At 68.5% G+C, this 14573-nt stretch carries 15 protein-coding genes; 7 read left to right on the forward strand and 8 right to left on the reverse strand.

Annotated elements, in window-relative coordinates:
- Positions 1-42: 42 nt before the first annotated feature.
- Both ABEJ63_RS08325 and ABEJ63_RS08330 read left to right on the forward strand, forming a co-directional pair.
- Positions 43-1470: an FAD-binding oxidoreductase gene (locus ABEJ63_RS08325; RefSeq protein WP_375795898.1), complete on the forward strand. Its 1428-nt coding sequence runs from the start codon at positions 43-45 to the stop codon at positions 1468-1470.
- Between the two features lie 43 nt (positions 1471-1513).
- A complete protein-coding gene (locus tag ABEJ63_RS08330) occupies positions 1514-2272 on the forward strand; it encodes an HpcH/HpaI aldolase/citrate lyase family protein (RefSeq protein WP_375795899.1) in 759 nt (252 codons plus the stop codon).
- Here ABEJ63_RS08330 and ABEJ63_RS08335 read toward each other — a convergent pair.
- Genes ABEJ63_RS08335 through ABEJ63_RS08345 form a run of 3 tightly spaced genes read right to left on the reverse strand, consistent with a single transcriptional unit; the run spans position 2263 to position 6374 of the window.
- Positions 2263-3630, reverse strand: a complete 1368-nt coding sequence (locus ABEJ63_RS08335; RefSeq protein WP_375795900.1) for a sulfatase — start codon at positions 3628-3630, stop codon at positions 2263-2265. The genes ABEJ63_RS08330 and ABEJ63_RS08335 overlap by 10 nt on opposite strands.
- Positions 3631-3683: 53 nt before the next feature.
- A complete protein-coding gene (locus tag ABEJ63_RS08340) occupies positions 3684-5372 on the reverse strand; it encodes a thiamine pyrophosphate-binding protein (RefSeq protein ID WP_375795901.1) in 1689 nt (562 codons plus the stop codon).
- A gap of 45 nt (positions 5373-5417) precedes the next feature.
- Positions 5418-6374, reverse strand: coding sequence for a hypothetical protein (locus ABEJ63_RS08345; RefSeq protein WP_375795902.1), 957 nt, complete (start codon positions 6372-6374; stop codon positions 5418-5420).
- A 79-nt stretch (positions 6375-6453) separates the two neighbouring features.
- Here ABEJ63_RS08345 and ABEJ63_RS08350 point away from each other — a divergent pair, with 79 nt between their 5' ends.
- Entirely contained in the window at positions 6454-6999 is a 546-nt protein-coding gene (locus tag ABEJ63_RS08350) for a peroxiredoxin family protein (protein ID WP_375795903.1), read from the forward strand.
- Between the two features lie 43 nt (positions 7000-7042).
- Positions 7043-7594, forward strand: a complete 552-nt coding sequence (msrA, locus tag ABEJ63_RS08355) for a peptide-methionine (S)-S-oxide reductase MsrA (RefSeq protein WP_375795904.1) — start codon at positions 7043-7045, stop codon at positions 7592-7594.
- Here the strand turns inward: msrA and ABEJ63_RS08360 are convergent, their stop codons facing one another.
- Together ABEJ63_RS08360 and ABEJ63_RS08365 are read right to left on the reverse strand one after the other, a co-directional pair.
- On the reverse strand, positions 7595-8596 hold the full coding sequence (locus ABEJ63_RS08360; RefSeq protein ID WP_375795905.1) for a TIGR04024 family LLM class F420-dependent oxidoreductase: 1002 nt from the start codon (positions 8594-8596) through the stop codon (positions 7595-7597).
- A complete protein-coding gene (locus ABEJ63_RS08365) occupies positions 8593-9378 on the reverse strand; it encodes an SDR family NAD(P)-dependent oxidoreductase (protein WP_375795906.1) in 786 nt (261 codons plus the stop codon). The genes ABEJ63_RS08360 and ABEJ63_RS08365 overlap by 4 nt, the downstream gene beginning before the upstream one ends.
- Before the next feature lie 152 nt (positions 9379-9530).
- On the opposite strand from ABEJ63_RS08365, the gene ABEJ63_RS08370 reads away from it, so the two are divergent.
- Together ABEJ63_RS08370 and ABEJ63_RS08375 are read left to right on the forward strand one after the other, a co-directional pair.
- Positions 9531-10487, forward strand: coding sequence for an MBL fold metallo-hydrolase (locus ABEJ63_RS08370; protein WP_375795907.1), 957 nt, complete (start codon positions 9531-9533; stop codon positions 10485-10487).
- Positions 10484-11167 carry an HAD family hydrolase gene (locus tag ABEJ63_RS08375; RefSeq protein WP_375795908.1) on the forward strand — a complete coding sequence of 228 codons (684 nt, stop codon included), beginning with the start codon at positions 10484-10486 and terminating at the stop codon, positions 11165-11167. The genes ABEJ63_RS08370 and ABEJ63_RS08375 overlap by 4 nt, the downstream gene beginning before the upstream one ends.
- A 2-nt stretch (positions 11168-11169) precedes the next feature.
- Here ABEJ63_RS08375 and ABEJ63_RS08380 read toward each other — a convergent pair whose 3' ends face one another.
- The gene (locus ABEJ63_RS08380; protein ID WP_375795909.1) at positions 11170-13254 is read right to left on the reverse strand and encodes a hypothetical protein; all 2085 of its coding nucleotides are present in this window, start codon (positions 13252-13254) and stop codon (positions 11170-11172) included.
- Positions 13255-13332: 78 nt separating this feature from the next.
- Positions 13333-13803, reverse strand: a complete 471-nt coding sequence (locus ABEJ63_RS08385; protein ID WP_375795910.1) for a redoxin domain-containing protein — start codon at positions 13801-13803, stop codon at positions 13333-13335.
- 82 nt (positions 13804-13885) lie between these two features.
- On the opposite strand from ABEJ63_RS08385, the gene ABEJ63_RS08390 reads away from it, so the two are divergent.
- Positions 13886-14164: a glutathione S-transferase N-terminal domain-containing protein gene (locus ABEJ63_RS08390; protein ID WP_375795911.1), complete on the forward strand. Its 279-nt coding sequence runs from the start codon at positions 13886-13888 to the stop codon at positions 14162-14164.
- Here ABEJ63_RS08390 and ABEJ63_RS08395 read toward each other — a convergent pair.
- The gene (locus tag ABEJ63_RS08395) at positions 14161-14559 is read right to left on the reverse strand and encodes a cupin domain-containing protein (protein ID WP_375795912.1); all 399 of its coding nucleotides are present in this window, start codon (positions 14557-14559) and stop codon (positions 14161-14163) included. The genes ABEJ63_RS08390 and ABEJ63_RS08395 overlap by 4 nt on opposite strands.
- Between the last annotated feature and the right edge of the window lie 14 nt (positions 14560-14573).

Below are 14573 nucleotides of genomic sequence, written 5' to 3' on the forward strand. Positions count from 1 at the left end.
CGTGTGGGTAAGCTTAACACGACGGCGCCCCCGGACGCGGTCATGAGCCACGACTGCTCGTTTCTCCGGGATGTCCTTCCGGACGACCAGGTGGCGTTCACGGACGCGACCCGCGCAGCCCATGCCGACGACTGGGGGACCGAGGGGACCAGCAAGGCCAACCAGCCGGACGCGGTCGTCTACCCCGAATCGACCGAGGACGTGGCGGCGGTGCTCGCGGCCGCCGACGAGCGGGGCATCCCTGTGACGCCGTACGCCGCCGGCACCTCGATGGAAGGAAATCCGGTGCCGCGGTTCGGCGGCGTCAGTCTCGATTTGACCCGGATGGACGCCGTACTTGAGGTGCGTCTCGACGACTTCCAGATCGATGTCCAGCCAGGGGTGCTGGGGTCGGCTGTCGACGAGGCTGTCGCCGACCACGGTATGTTCTTCCCTCCGCTCCCCTCTTCGGGGTCTATCTCCACGGTCGGCGGGATGATAGCCAACGACGCGAGCGGGATGCAGACAGTGAAGTACGGCGAGGTGGGCGACTGGGTGCTGGAGTTGGAGGCCGTTACTGCCGCCGGCGAGACGTTCACCGCCGGGTCGACGGCCAAGAAGACCAGTGCCGGCTACAACCTCGCAGACCTGCTCGTCGGCTCCGAGGGGACCCTTGCCGTCGTCACGCGGGCGACGCTGGAACTCGCCGGCCGGCCGGACCAGATCCGTGGCGGCCGGGCCGTCTTCCCGTCGCTTGGCGACGCAGCTGACGCCGTCTTCGACGCCGTCCGCTCCGGAGTCGACGTCGCCAAGATCGAACTGCTTGACGAGACGGCTGGCATGATGGCCAACGACTACTTCGGGCTCGGACTCCCCGACTCCGCGATGATCTTCGTCGAGTTCCACGCCGATCATCACGTTGAAGAGGAGATTGCCTTCTGCCGGAGTGTCTTCGAGGCCCACGATGTCAGCTCCTTCGAGATTGCCGCTGACGACGAGATGGACGAACTGTGGGCTGCCCGCGAGGAACTGGCCTTTGCCGTCGGCGACTACGACCCCGACCTGACGCCGCTCCACCCGGGAGACATCACCGTCCCTATCTCGAAACTCCCTGAGATAATCCGCTACGCGAAACAGCTGGCAGCCGAGCACGAACTGCTGATTCCCTGCTTCGGGCATGCTGGTGACGGCAATGTCCACTATACTGTTCTGGCCGACGAGTCTGATGAGGCGATGGTCGAACGCGGTGAGCAGGTCTATGCCGCCATCGTCGAGCGAGCCATCGAACTCGGGGGGACGGCGACCGGCGAACATGGCGTCGGGATGGGCAAGCGCGACTACCTCGAGGCCGAGCACGGTGCCGTCGCTGTTGACGTGATGCGCCGCGTGAAGGGAGCTCTCGACCCGAACGACACGCTCAACCCCGGGAAACTGTTCCCCGAGACCGACGAAGGCGACGGGCGCGTCCTGCTCGAGGGTGTCGGCGACTGACGGGCCCCACCGCATTTTTCGGGGTCGCCGCCGCAGTCGGCGTATGTTCCGCGACCGCCTCGGCTCCGAGCCGCTCGTCGGCACGTGGGTATCGTCGTCTGACCCCGCCGTCGCCGAGATGACCGCGCCTGGCTTCGATTTCGTGATGCTCGACACCGAACACGCGCCCAACAGCGACGAGACTATCGCGCACGCGGTCCGGGCTGTCGAGGCTGCGGACGGCGAGGCCGTCCCGCTGGCCCGGCCACTCGATAACGATCGCGGGAAGATCAAGCGACTGCTCGATATCGGCGTGCGAGGCGTGATGGTGCCACTCGTCGAGACGGCGGACGGCGCCCGGTCGGCCGTCTCGGCTGCAAAGTACCCGCCTTCCGGCCAGCGAGGCGTCGCGGCCACCCGCGCATCCGACTACGGGCGCCGCCTAGAGTCGTACGTGGGCGAGGCCAACGAGGACATCGCCGTCGTCGTCCAGGTGGAGACGCAACGCGGCCTGGAGAACGTCGAGGCCATCGCCGCGACCGAGGGGGTCGACGCACTGTTCGTTGGGCCGGCGGATCTCTCGGCGAACCTCGGTGTCTTCGCCGAGTACGACGGCGACCGGTTCCGCGAGGCCGTCGACGCGGTGCTCACGGCCGGTGATGAGGCCGACATCCCGGTCGGTACACTCGCGACGAGCGCGGCGGCTGTGGAGCGATACACCGACTGGGGCTTCGACTGGCTTATCGCGGGTACTGACATCGGTCACCTCCAGCGCGGCGCCGCAGAGATGCGCACCCTTGCCCGCGAGCAGCTTCAGCGATAGCCCAGCGTCTCCAGCCGCTGAGCCACCTCGTCGGGCAGCTCCTCGCTTTCGGTGTCTGTGACGATCCGGTCGAGGTGGGCGTCGACCGCCTCGCGGAGCCGGCCGACGGCCGGCTCTCCGCGCGCCTCCGTCCAGATGTTCGTCTGCTCGCCGGGGTCCGCGCGGCGGTCGTACAACTCGTGGCTTCCATCGGCCGTGTTACGGACGTACGTCCACCGGGCTGACCGGGCGGACACGAGCAGGTCGCCATCGTCGAGTGTCCGCGGAATGGGCTGCTGGGTGACTGTCTCCCCTCGGAGCGCGACGCTCACCACGGGGTCGGCGGGGGGTCGCTCGCCGTCAACCACGGTTGGGAGCGCCGAGCGCCCGTCGAAGTCGGCCGGGACGCCCAGCGCGTCCGCGATCGTCGCCGGGACCGCGTCGAGGCCTACGGGCGTCGCCACCTCGTGGGCGTCGCCGTCCGGATGATCGATCACGAGCGGGACGCGCACGAGTTCGTCGTACAGTTTCGGGTAGTGTGCGAGATGGCCGTGCTCGGCGAACTCCTCGCCGTGGTCGCCGGCAACGACGACGGCCGTCTCCTCACGCAAGCCGGTCGCCTCGAGTGTCCCGAGCAGGCGGCCGAGCGCGTCGTCCACCTGGAGGGCGGCAGCGTCGTAGAGCGCGCGAAGCCGGTCGAGCGTCGGGCCCGATACCGTCCGCCCCAGGCCTGTGCGGACGTGTGCGCGCAACATCCCCACTGGCCCGATGGCGCCATCCGTCACCGCCCGCAGGTACCGGGGCGCGGGGACGTACGGTGTGTGGGTATCCATGAGGTGAATCCACAGGAAAAATCGCCCGTCGACGGTTTCGAGAAAGTCGGTCGCGCGGTCCTCAACGGCAAGTAGCCGCGACGTGTCGACGGCGTGGGCGTCGGCGTCGCCGGCCAGCCGGTCGCGGGCACGCCGCAGCGGCCAGCCAGCAAACTGGAGCCAGCCGTGGACCGTCGGGTGGGCGTCGAGCCAGCCGCTGCCATCGGTGAACGCCTCGAACCGGTCGAAGCCGCGGTCGTACCCCCAGTGAGGGGTGAGGAAGCCGTTAGCGGCGTTGAAGCCGGCCGTCTGGATGCCGGCGTCGGCGAGCGTCTCGGCCAGTGTCGGCCGGTCGGACGGGCCCAGCGCGCCGTCGGTCGTGAACACGGGGTCGGCCCCCAGCAGCGACGGGAACGAGAACGGCGTCCAGTTGCCCGTTGCGAACGCCCGCTCGAAGCGGCTCCCCGAGTCCCCCAGCGACCGGAGGTTCGGCATCACATCGAGCACGTCTGCCCGCAACGAGTCTACCGTCACGAGCACCACCCCCCTGCAGTCGTCTGTCCCCACTACCAGCCCGGAGAACCCCAACCAGCCTAAAGACTTCTATCCGAACAGGCCGCTCAGTCGTGGACGAGTGCGTCCACGACGTCGACGCCCGGCTCCGCGAGTGCCGTCGCCACCGTCTCCTGTATCTCCGACACAGACTCGACGAGATGCCCGCGGGCGCCGTGACTTTCGGCGTTCGTCGGGATGTCGACGTGGGGCTCGAAATCCATCCCGACGTACTCGTGGTCCTCGTCGGTGCCGCCGAACATCCGGTTGGTGTTGTCCTTCAGGATGCGATAGTTGCGGTTGTCCGGCACCACGACGGTGAGGTCGAGGTCGTGTCTAACGGCGGTGTAGATACTCTGTGGGTAGTAGAGATACGAGCCATCACCGACGTACCCGAGCACATCACGGGGCTCCTCGCGCAGTGATTCTGCGAAGGCGGCGCCGACGGCGGCCGGCAGCCCGTAGCCCAGCCCGCCCCCTTTGTTCGAGAAGTAGCCCTGTGGCTGGAGCGGATACCGGGTCAACAGTGCGTACTTCGCGGTGACCCCCTCGTCGACGATGAACGGGTCGGCGTCGATGTCGATGAGCGCGTCGACGAGTTCCCCCTTCGAGGGGCGGGGCTCGTCGGGGTCGGATTCGCCCATCGCCGCCAGCGACGCCGTCACCGCCTCCTTCGTCGCCGCAACGGTCTCCAGGCGACGCTGGCGCTGCTCGTCGTCGAGCCGGTCGCCGACCTGCTCTGCGACCGCCTCCATGATGCGACCGGGGTCACCGACGACGGCGACGTCCGCCGGCTCGTTCTTGCCAACCTGCCAGGCGTCGTCCGAGAGGTGGATTGTGGTCGTCTCTGGTGCGACCAGCGGCTCTTCGTGGCGTAGTAGCGTCGTGTTCGTCGAGCAGCCCGCGAAGACGATCGTGTCGGTATCCTGGAGTTGGATGGCCAGCGATTCGCGGGGCGGGAGATACGAGACCCACTGGTCGTGGTCGGTGGGGAATGCCACCTCGCAGCCGAGCATTTCACCGTGGACGCGGGCACCGGACGCCTCTGCCAGCGCCACGGCCGCGTCGACAGCCTCACGACCAGCCCGGGCGACGTGGTCGCCAACGACGAGCAGCGGCTCGTCGGCCGCCACCAGTGCGTCCGCAGCCGCGCGCACCTGGTCGGGATCGCCGCCGCCGGCGTCGGGAATCGGCCCCAGCGGCTCCGGCCGGTCGTCCGTCTCGGCCATCATCACGTCGACCGGGAGACCGAGGAATACCGGGCCCGTCGGCGGTGTGAGCGCAGTCCGGAAGGCGCGGCGCACCTGCATGGCCAGCGAGTCGACCGAGGTGACCTCCGCAGCGTACTTGCAGAACTGGTCGGTCAACTGCTCGAGATCCCCCGAGAGGATGGGCTCCTCGTGGCGGAAATCAAGTTCGTGATTGCCGGCCGTGAGCACGAGCGGCGCGCCGGTCATCGACGCGCCGTACAGGTTGCCGAGCCCGTGGGCTAGTCCCGGCGTGATGTGGAGGTTGGCGACGCCCACAGGGCGCACGTCTGGGTCGCCGTCGGCGTGGTAGCGGCGTGTCTGTGCGAAGCCGGCCGCCGCGCCCACCGCGACATCCTCGTGGAGTCCGAGTGCGTACTCTACATCGGCATCCGGCAGTGCCTCCATCACTGGTAGTTCCGTCGTGCCAGGGTTGCCGAACAGGTACTCGACACCGTACTCGTCGAGCGCGTCGACAAACAGGTCCGCGCCCGTGTAGGCGTCCGTCATGGGCCGACGTGTCGGTGCCGGTCGGATATAGCTACCGCCGCGCCTTCAGCCGGTCGTCCCTCGGTGGAACTGGTGGATGGTCTCGACATCGGCGGCCGCCTCGCCGACGCGCCCCGACCGCGCTGCGGCCGCGGTCACCGCCGTCCGGACCGTCTCGGACTCACACAGCGGATGGTCGCCCGTCGAGTAGCGGTGCTCGAGCCGGTACAGCGCATTCAGCGCCGCCTCCGCCGTCTGGTCGTCTGCCTCGATTGCGTCTGCCAGCGCGCCAGCCACGCCGCTCGTCTCCCGGCGCCCGAGCACGTCCAGCACGTCCGTCAGGTGGGCGGTCGGCGGGCGGTCGGCAGACGCACGCTCGCGGCCCAGCAGGTCGACCAACCGGTCTAGGCGTGTCGCGACGGCCGCCGGGTCCGCGCGGGCTGCTCGCGCCAGCGCGAAGGCGATATCCGCTGCGACCGCCACCTCTCGCCACTCTGGGTCCGGAGCGGCTGTCGCGCCCGCCCGGGCTTCCAGCAGGTCGAACAGCGTGTCGACACGCGCCACCATCTGGCCGGGGTGGTCCATCGCAGCCCGTCGGAGCGATTCATCTCCCTCACCTGTCCCCGGCGATCCGCCGTCGGCGAGCGTCTCGAGCACCGCATCGAGGTCCACCTCGACTGGGCCGTCAGTGAGCAGCTCGGGGGGCTCGACGCCCTCGATGGCCGTCTCCCCCGCTGGCGCCAGCGCCCGCCAGGGGCCGGCCTCGTCGGCAACGTAGCGAATGTACTCGCCGGGCGAGAGCCCAACGGCCGCAAGCGGGAGTTCCGTTGCAAGGCCGCGCTCGCGGGGCGGCACCACGAGTGTGCCGTCGTTCCCGAGGATGGCGAGCGTCACCGACTCGTCGTCCGCGTAGGCGGCGTTGCCCGAGGCGACGACGCCCAGCAGGCGACCGTCGTCGGTCCGCTCTGGATAGTCGGTGACGGCGTGGCCGCGCTTGTCTCGACGGAACGCCGGCGGCTCCATACCTCCCTGTTCGCGGGCGACGGGTAGGAAGCTTCCGGCGACCGGGACTGATAAGTTCTCGCCCGCGCTCTCGGAAGGTATGAGCGACGCTCCCGGGCTTGAGGTGGGCGAGACGGCCCCCGACTTCACGGCCGATCTCGTCTTCCCCGATGGAGAGGTGGCGCCGACGAGCCTCTCCGAACTGCTCGAGGACAGCCCGGTGCTGTTGACGTTCTACACCGTCGACTTCAGCCCCGACTGTATCGAGGAGTGGTGTTCCTTCCGCGACTTCGACTGGTTTACCGCCAATGACGATGTCCAGGTGGTCGGTATCAGTAAGTCGCGGAGCTATCTCCACAAGCGGTTCATCTCGTATCTCGATCTCAGTTTCCCGCTGTTCTCGGACCCAGACCTCACGGTCGCGGAGAAATTCAAGGTGAAGTATCGCGCGCTGAACCTGTTCGCGCGCTCGCGGCGGTCGTGTTTCCTCGTCGATACTGACCGCACGGTCCAGTTCCGCTGGCTAGGCGAACACTGGCTCGACCCCACGCGGGACACACCGCCGGTCGGCGAGATTCACGAGGCGCTGATGGAGATTCTCGCGGCCGGCGACGACGAGAGCGATTCCGGCGGCGCGTTCGCCTGACCGGCGCCGTAGCGTTGATGCGCGCGGGGCTCCTCGTTAGCGTATGAGTGAGACGGCGACATTCGGCGGTGGCTGCTTCTGGTGTACCGAGGCGGCGTTCAAACAGCTCGCGGGCGTCCACGAGGTGACTTCCGGCTATGCCGGCGGCCACGTCGAGGATCCGAGCTACGAGGCGGTGTGTCGCGAAGAGACGGGCCACGCTGAGGTAGTGCGCGTCGAGTACGACCCCGAGGCTATCGGCTACGATGAACTGCTGCGGGTCTTCTTCACCGTCCACGACCCGACGACACTGAATCGCCAGGGACCGGATGTCGGCTCGCAGTACCGCTCTATCGTCCTCTACGAGTCGGAGACTCAGCGGGAGACCGTCGAGTCGTTCATCGCCGGTCTCGAGGCCGAGAACGTCTACGAGGACGACATCGTCACGGAGGTAGAGCCGCTGGAGACGTTCTACGAGGCCGAGCCGTACCACCAGGACTACTACGAAAAGAACCCCGGTGACGCCTACTGTCAGTTCAACGCCGACCCCAAGATCGAGAAGGTGCGCGAGAAGTTCGCCGAGCACGTCGCCGCGGACGCGCCCGCTGACGACTGACTAGGGCGCCAGCGCGTGGGTCGTCTGTTCGATCTCCGCGAGCGTCGCCTCTCGCGGGAACGAGACGGCGACCGCATCGACCGCATCCACCTGTTCCCAGGCCCTCAGCCGCTCGCGTGCCTCCGCGGGCGTTCCGGCGATGGCGAGCTCGTCCAGCAACGAGTCGTCGATGGCCGCGACCGCCTGGTCGCGCTCGCCGGCTTGCCACGCCTCGTAGATTGTCTCCGCGGTCGACTCGTACCCCTGTCTGGCGAGTGCGTCCCGGTAGAAGGTGCCCATCCCGCCGACGTAGAACGCGAGATGCTGGCGGGTGATGTCGCGAGCCCGCTCGCGATCGTCGAGGGCCGCGCATGTGAGCGACATCGTCGTTCGACGGCTCGCAGGGTCGGCGTTGGCGAGGTCCGCGCCACGCTCGAGGTCAGCTTGCCGGTCACGCAATCCCTCGCGGATGAGCATCAGGCCGTGCCAGCCGTCGGCGAACCGGCCAGATAGCTCGACCGCCTTGGGACCCATCCCGGCTGTGTCGACGGGCGGTGCGGGCTCGGGCGGATCACACCGGAGCCGAAACCCCGAGAGGTCGAAGTAGTCGCCGTCGTACGTCACCTCTTCACCCGACAGCACCTGCTTCACGATGTCGACCGTCTCGCGGGTACGCTTCAGTGGGTTTCCGTAGTCGACGCCATGCCAGTTCTCGACGACGACCGGCCCCGACGGTCCGAGGCCGAGCCGGAACCGGCCGTCCGACACTTCCTGGAGGGTGGCGGCCGTCTGGCCGATAAGTGCCGGCGACCGGGAGTACACCGGCATGATGGACGTGCCGATGCCGATTTCGTCGGTGGCGTGGGCGATGCTCGCAAGGACGGTGACGGCGTCTCGCCCCCAGGTCTCCGGCAGCCACGCCCGGCAGTAGCCGAGGTCTTCAGCCGTCCGGGCGGTGTCCACGAGTGCCTCGACGCTCGGCTGGGCCGCGACCGGCAGGAACACCTCGCGGCTGGCGCTCATACCTCTGGGGACTCCTCGATTGGCGGGACACCCTTCGCCTCGATGGTCTCGCCAATCACGTACGAGGAGGCATCGCTGGCGAGGAACTGGACGAGGTCGGCAATCTCTTCGGAGTGGCCCATCCGCCGTTCGACCTCGCTACGGTCGACATTGTCGGCGGAGACGCCCATCTGTGACTCTACGCCTGGCGTGGCGACGAACCCGGGCGCAATACAGTTCACTCGGATATCGTGGGGGGCGTACTCGTAGGCGAGCGTCGTGGTGAAGTTGACGACGGCTGCCTTGGCCGCGCCGTAGTGGCTCATGTACGGAGCCCCTTTCGTGCCGGCGACCGACGCGAAGTTGATGATGCGGCCGCCCTCGTCCTGTGTCTGCATCCGCTCGCCGGCCGCCTGTGCGCAGTGGTACGTGCCGTGAAGATTGATGTCGACGATGGTCTTCCAGCCGTTCTCGGAGATGTCGTCGAAACCAGCCATGAACGACGCGCCGGCGTTGTTGACCAGCGTGTCGATACGGCCGAACTCGTCGACGGTGGCGTCCATCAGCGCCTCGACAGCATCACGCTCGCGGACGTCACACTCGACGGCGATGGCCCGCCCCGGTGCGTCCGAGTCGTTGATGGCCGCCGCGACGTCGTCGATTTTCCCCTGAGACCGCGAGGAGACGACGACGTTCGCGCCGTCGGCCGCCAGTACCTCCGCGGTCACCTTCCCGATACCCTGACTCGACCCCGTGATGACGACGGTATCGCCGTCGACGCTGAAGCGTGGGTTCCGTGTCATGTTTACAGTGTAAGCTCGTCCCCGAAGGGCGGGAGCGGTCGTAAATAAAGTCACCGGGGCTGGCGGGCGTTGTTGCCGAAACGTCCCCGAACCGTGAACGGCTGCTCGCACGAGGAGTAACGCTTATTCGCTCGCCCCTGTCCCCTCTGATAATGGACGAATCCGGTGGCACGGCGGTCCACCGCATCGAATTCGGAATGGAATGGGCCCCAGGGCACGTCGCCTGCTATCTTCTCGAGGGGCCCGAGCCGGTGCTGTTCGACGCCGGCGTCCCCGGATCCGACGCAGCCGACCACCTGCGGACGGGGGTCAGCGAGGCTGGCTACGCACTTGCGGACATCGAGCATCTCGTCGTCACCCACCCGCACGTCGACCACGTCGGGCAGGTGCCGACCGTCGTTGAGGCGGCGAACCCGACCGTGTACGCGCCTGCGGGCGTCCGCGAGCGGTTCGCTGGCGATGCCGACGCGCTCGCCGAGCGGGTGCGCGCGAACGCCCGCGCCGGTGGCCTGTCGGGTGACCAACTGGAGCGGGCCGTCGCAGACGCCGTCGAGTCGCTAAAACGCGATCGCGAACTGCTCGCTCCCGACCGAGTCGACGAGTGGGTCGAGCCGGGGCCGCTCGAGGTCGGCCCCACGCGCGTCGAAGCGATACACACGCCCGGTCATCAGGCTGACCACCTCGCGTACCTGCTCGGCGCGGACGGTCGGCGGCTGGTGTCGGGCGATACGCTCCTCGAGCCGTTCCGGGCGGTGATGCTCCACGATGGCCTCGATGACGGCCACCGTGAGGCGTTCGACGCCTTCTTCGCCGGTCTCGACCGGCTCGCCGCCCACGACCCCGAACGGGTCTACCCCGGCCACGGCCCGGTCCACGAGCGGTTCCACGACCTTCTTGAGCGAGACCGTCAGAGTCTCGAACGCCGGCTCGACGAGGTGGAGAGGCTCGTCCAGGCGGGCCACGAAACGGTGCCGGCGGTGGCCGCCGAGCTGGCCGGCGAGCGGCCGGCCCGGTACATGCTCGCGGAGGCGATGAGCGCGCTCGCACACTTGCGCGAGACAGGCCGTATCGACGTGACGACCGTCGAGGGGGTGTGTCGACACCGATGAGCTACGACGCCGTCTTCTTCGACCTCGGCGGCGTGGTCGTCGAACTGAAGAGCATCCGCGAGGGGTACGCGCTGTTCGTCGACCGGCTGGGCGACGAGTACGACCTCCCGCCGGACGCGCTTGACCGCTGGAAGTCGGCGCTGGGCGACTACTTCACCGGCCGCGAGGGGACGAGCTACCGGACCGCCCGCGAGGGCTACCGCGTCGCGACCGAGGCGCTGTTCGACGGCTCACCCCCACCCGAACCGGAGTGGCGGCCGCTGCTCGAGGCGGCCAGCGCGGAGACGTCACGGCCGGTCGACGGCGCCGTCGAGACCATCCGGGCCGTCGCGGCCGAAGAGGTCCACGTCGGCGTCGTCAGCGACATCGATGAGCCAGAGGCGCACGACCTGCTGGCGCGGTTCGGCGTCGCGGACTGCTTCGACGCCGTGACGACCAGCGAGGCGGTCGGCCACACGAAGCCCGACCCCCAGATGTACGAGGCGGCCCTCGAGAAGTGGGGCGGCGACCCCGCCCGGGCGGTGATGGTCGGCGACCGCTACGACCACGACGTGGCGGGCGCCGTCGACGCCGGCCTCGACGCCGTCGCCTACGGCCCCGACGCCCGCGGCCCGAAGGCCACCTACGAGATAGACGACCTCCGGGAGCTGCCGGCCATCGTCCGCGGCGAGCGCGGCTGAGGTCAGTCGTCCGCGGTCGCTCCCTTCTGCTTCCCTTTCGTCTCCTCGGAGACCGTCGCGGTCCCGCGCACCGGCTTCAGGCTGCCGTCCCGCTTGGCGAACAGCCGGGCCGTGCCGCCGTCCGCGAGGCTCGTCCCGTCGGCCGGGAAGACGAACGTGGTGCGGTTCCCGCGCGTCCGGACCTGTCGTGGCTCGACGCCGCCGCCGGCGTTCACCTCGAGATAGCGGCCGAACCGGACGCTCCCCTTCGCGAGGTCACCGGCCGCGAGGCCGTCGACGGTGACCCGGAAGTTCTCGCCGGCCCGCTCCACCGTGATGTCGACCGTCTCGCCCCGCGGGTGCGGCAGCGCGCGCTGCGTGATGGGCGGCACGAGGTAGTTCCCCCGTCGCTGGGTCTTGCAGAAGCCGGCGATGCCGTTGTCGCTCGGGTCGAGGTCGAGTTCGTCGTGCTGGATGCGGGCGTCGCCCGTCAGCCCGAACGCCGCGCTGTCGAACTGGACGCCGTTCATCGCCTGCCGCATGTAGGCCATGTACGGGTTGAACCGCATCAGCGAGACGAAGTGGAGCCCCGGCCGTTCGTTGTCGACGGTGTTGAAGTCGCGCCGGAGCATCACCTGCTCGGCCTCCTGGTCGCCGTCGTGGCCGCGGAGGAAGTCGTCGTCCCGCTCGGTGACGTACGGGTAGTCGTCGGGGATGTCGTCGGTGACGCGGGTCTCCATGTCGAACCGCGCCCGCGCGCACTTCTGGACGTGGCCGGCGACCCCGGGGCCGTCCTCGGCGTTGGCGTCAGCTTTGGTCCGTTCGGCCACGTCGGGGTCGTCGGCGCTGAGGTCCCGCATCGCGTTGCTCCCCTCGTCCGACTCGTAGGGCGCGTTCGAACTGCCGAGCTCGTCGCCGACGACGCCCATCTCGCCTTCGTCGTGGTCGGGGCTGAACATCCGGTCGATTCGCCCCTGGTCGTCGTACTGGTACCAGCCGTCGTCGGCGACGGTGTCCGCGGAGGTGTCCTCGAAGCCGGGATTGTCCCCCTCGGGGTCGAGGTTCATGTCCAGCTTGGAGACGTGCTGGACCGTCCCCTGCGCGAAGACGCCCGGCGGCTTCGGCTCGACCAACTGCTGGTCCTCCAGCAGCGTGACGAGGTCTTCCCGCGGGATGGAGTTCTTGAACAGGTCGTTGAATCCCATCGAGAGCTTCGCGCCGTCGTCGACAGGCACCTCCTCGGGGTAGACGCCGCCCTCCTCGCCGGCGCTGCCCTCCTCGATGAGGTTCTTGGTCCCGGCGAACCCGACCCGGCGGTCGGGGTAGTCCGTTGGCCGCTCGAAGACGCCTTCGAGCGTGTGGTCCAGCGACTCCTCCTCACCGTCGTCGTCGACGTCGACCGCGCCCCCCCACAGCAGTTCCTCGGCCGCGAGGATGGTCTGCTCGTGCTCGCTGGCGAGATGGAGACAGGCGTCGTAGGTCGGCCCCGCGTCGCCGTCGGACTCAGGAACGGGCTCCTCGTGGTCGAGGGTCACGCCAGGCAGGTCGATGAGCGTGTCCGCCTCGATGAGGGTCTGCTTCTCGAAGCTCCCGACGGACCCCGCGGGCTCGATGCCCGGCGGCAACTCCTCGTCGAACCGGTCGAAGTACGACGGGGAGTAGCCGACCGTGAACAGCAGCCCCTCGTGGTCCCACTCGATGGTCGACTCGAGTTCGCGGAACGCCTGCTGGGCCTGCCGGCGGTGCTCCGGCGAGGGCTCGCCTTCACCCTGGTACTCGAGCATCAGGAGGACGTGACGCGCGGGCGGGAGCGTCCCCTTGTCGGGGTCCTCGAATTCGTAGTCGTCCCAGGCGTGCTGGCGGTTGAGCCGCTCGGCGACCCCGACCGGCTCGCCCGATGCGGCCGCCCTGGCGGGCATCCCTGTCATGCCCAGCGTGGTCGTCAGCGCGGCCGATCCGCCGATGGCGAGCGCCGACCGCAGGAAGTCGCGTCGCGGGACTCTCTCGCGGTCGCGGCCGCCGCGCTCGACGCCGGCCTCCTCTCGCCCGTGGTCGTTGTCGTCGGTCGATGCTGCCGTGTCGTCGCCGTCGTGGAACGGGCATCCCATGGTCCCCATCTGGTCACTCAACGGTAACCGGTAAGTGGTCACCTCTCGGGAACGTGTGTCACCCCGCGAGACACCGGCTCACAGCCGCGCAACAGCCGCCTCTATCTCGTCGCGCGGCACCGGGCTGATCCAGTCGTCGCCGACCCAGCTGTACCGTATCGTCCGGTCGTCGTCGAGGACGAACACCGCACGCTGGGCGGTACGAACGCCGGCCATCCCCGGGCGTTCGGTCAGCAGACCGTAGTCGGCGGCGGCCGTCGCCTCGACGTCCGCGAACGCGCCAAATGGCGAGTCGATATCGCGCAGGAACGCGTTCACGGCGTATGGCCCGTCCCGGAACACGCCGACGACGGGCACATCGAACGTGGCCCAGCCGGCGCGGTCGTACTGCTTGTACCAGTTTTCGTTGATGGCGTTGAAGGCGAAGCCGGAGAAAACGAGTACTGCGCCGCCGTCGAGCCGGTCGGCGAGCGTCCCGGCACGGAACGTCTCACCGTCACAGTAGAGCGTCTCGAAATCCGGTGCTGTCTCCCCCTCGCTCGGTGGCATACCCCCGCGGTCGCCGCCCGGCGACTAAAACCGTTCCCCGCTGGGCGGTCGGTTTATGTGGGCACCGCCCGTCCGCTCGCACATGACCGACTTGACACTGTACCGGCTGGAAGGCTGTCCGTGGTGTGAACTGGTCGTCGACGAACTCGAAGACCTCGATCTCGCGTTCGACTCCATCTGGGTCGAGGGACTACACTCCAAACGCAACGAGGTGAAGCGAGTCTCCGGCCAGCGGGCCGTCCCCGTGCTCGTCGACGAGACCTACGGCGTCACGATGGCCGAGTCGGCGAACATCGTGGAGTATCTCCACACAACGTACGGTGAGGCCGCCGGGCCGGAAGAGGTCGAGGCGACGCTCTAATCCATCGAGTACGGGTCGAGACCGGGATCGTCGACGAACGGCGCTCCGATCGCGAGGATGGCCCCGCGGTCGTCGCCGACGTACCGGTGGCCGTGGCCCGTCTCGGGGCTGGCAACCCAGAAGGCACCTGGCCCCACCTCGACGAACTCCTCGTCACCCGCAGGGCCCAGCTTCAGCGAGAACTCGCCTTCGAGCACGTAGTACACCTCCTCCTGCTCGGCGTGGGCGTGATAGCCGATCTCTTCACCTGGCTCGAAGTACCAGATCTTCACGGCCGCTTGCTCGGTGCCGAGCGCCTCGTCGATCGCCTTGATGTTCAGATCCGGCGGTACATCGAGTTCCGAGAGGTCTGTCTCCTCCACGTCGTCGGTGTGTACGACCTGGTGGTGTGGCATGCGCCCCGAGACCA

It is taken from the genome of Halosegnis sp. (assembly GCF_042216475.1).
GTDB lineage: Archaea > Halobacteriota > Halobacteria > Halobacteriales > Haloarculaceae > Halosegnis.

Excerpts from the sequence above, each read along its gene's own strand:
- ABEJ63_RS08325 (WP_375795898.1), top strand. The coding sequence starts at position 43 with ATGAGCCACGACTGCTCGTTTCTCCGGGATGTCCTTCCGGACGACCAG.
- ABEJ63_RS08330 (WP_375795899.1), top strand. The coding sequence starts at position 1,514 with ATGTTCCGCGACCGCCTCGGCTCCGAGCCGCTCGTCGGCACGTGGGTA.
- ABEJ63_RS08340 (WP_375795901.1), bottom strand. The coding sequence starts at position 5,372 with ATGACGGACGCCTACACGGGCGCGGACCTGTTTGTCGACGCGCTCGAC.
- ABEJ63_RS08345 (WP_375795902.1), bottom strand. The coding sequence starts at position 6,374 with ATGGAGCCGCCGGCGTTCCGTCGAGACAAGCGCGGCCACGCCGTCACC.
- ABEJ63_RS08350 (WP_375795903.1), top strand. The coding sequence starts at position 6,454 with ATGAGCGACGCTCCCGGGCTTGAGGTGGGCGAGACGGCCCCCGACTTC.
- msrA (WP_375795904.1), top strand. The coding sequence starts at position 7,043 with ATGAGTGAGACGGCGACATTCGGCGGTGGCTGCTTCTGGTGTACCGAG.
- ABEJ63_RS08360 (WP_375795905.1), bottom strand. The coding sequence starts at position 8,596 with ATGAGCGCCAGCCGCGAGGTGTTCCTGCCGGTCGCGGCCCAGCCGAGC.
- ABEJ63_RS08365 (WP_375795906.1), bottom strand. The coding sequence starts at position 9,378 with ATGACACGGAACCCACGCTTCAGCGTCGACGGCGATACCGTCGTCATC.
- ABEJ63_RS08370 (WP_375795907.1), top strand. The coding sequence starts at position 9,531 with ATGGACGAATCCGGTGGCACGGCGGTCCACCGCATCGAATTCGGAATG.
- ABEJ63_RS08375 (WP_375795908.1), top strand. The coding sequence starts at position 10,484 with ATGAGCTACGACGCCGTCTTCTTCGACCTCGGCGGCGTGGTCGTCGAA.
- ABEJ63_RS08380 (WP_375795909.1), bottom strand. The coding sequence starts at position 13,254 with ATGGGATGCCCGTTCCACGACGGCGACGACACGGCAGCATCGACCGAC.
- ABEJ63_RS08385 (WP_375795910.1), bottom strand. The coding sequence starts at position 13,803 with ATGCCACCGAGCGAGGGGGAGACAGCACCGGATTTCGAGACGCTCTAC.
- ABEJ63_RS08390 (WP_375795911.1), top strand. The coding sequence starts at position 13,886 with ATGACCGACTTGACACTGTACCGGCTGGAAGGCTGTCCGTGGTGTGAA.
- ABEJ63_RS08395 (WP_375795912.1), bottom strand. The coding sequence starts at position 14,559 with ATGCCACACCACCAGGTCGTACACACCGACGACGTGGAGGAGACAGAC.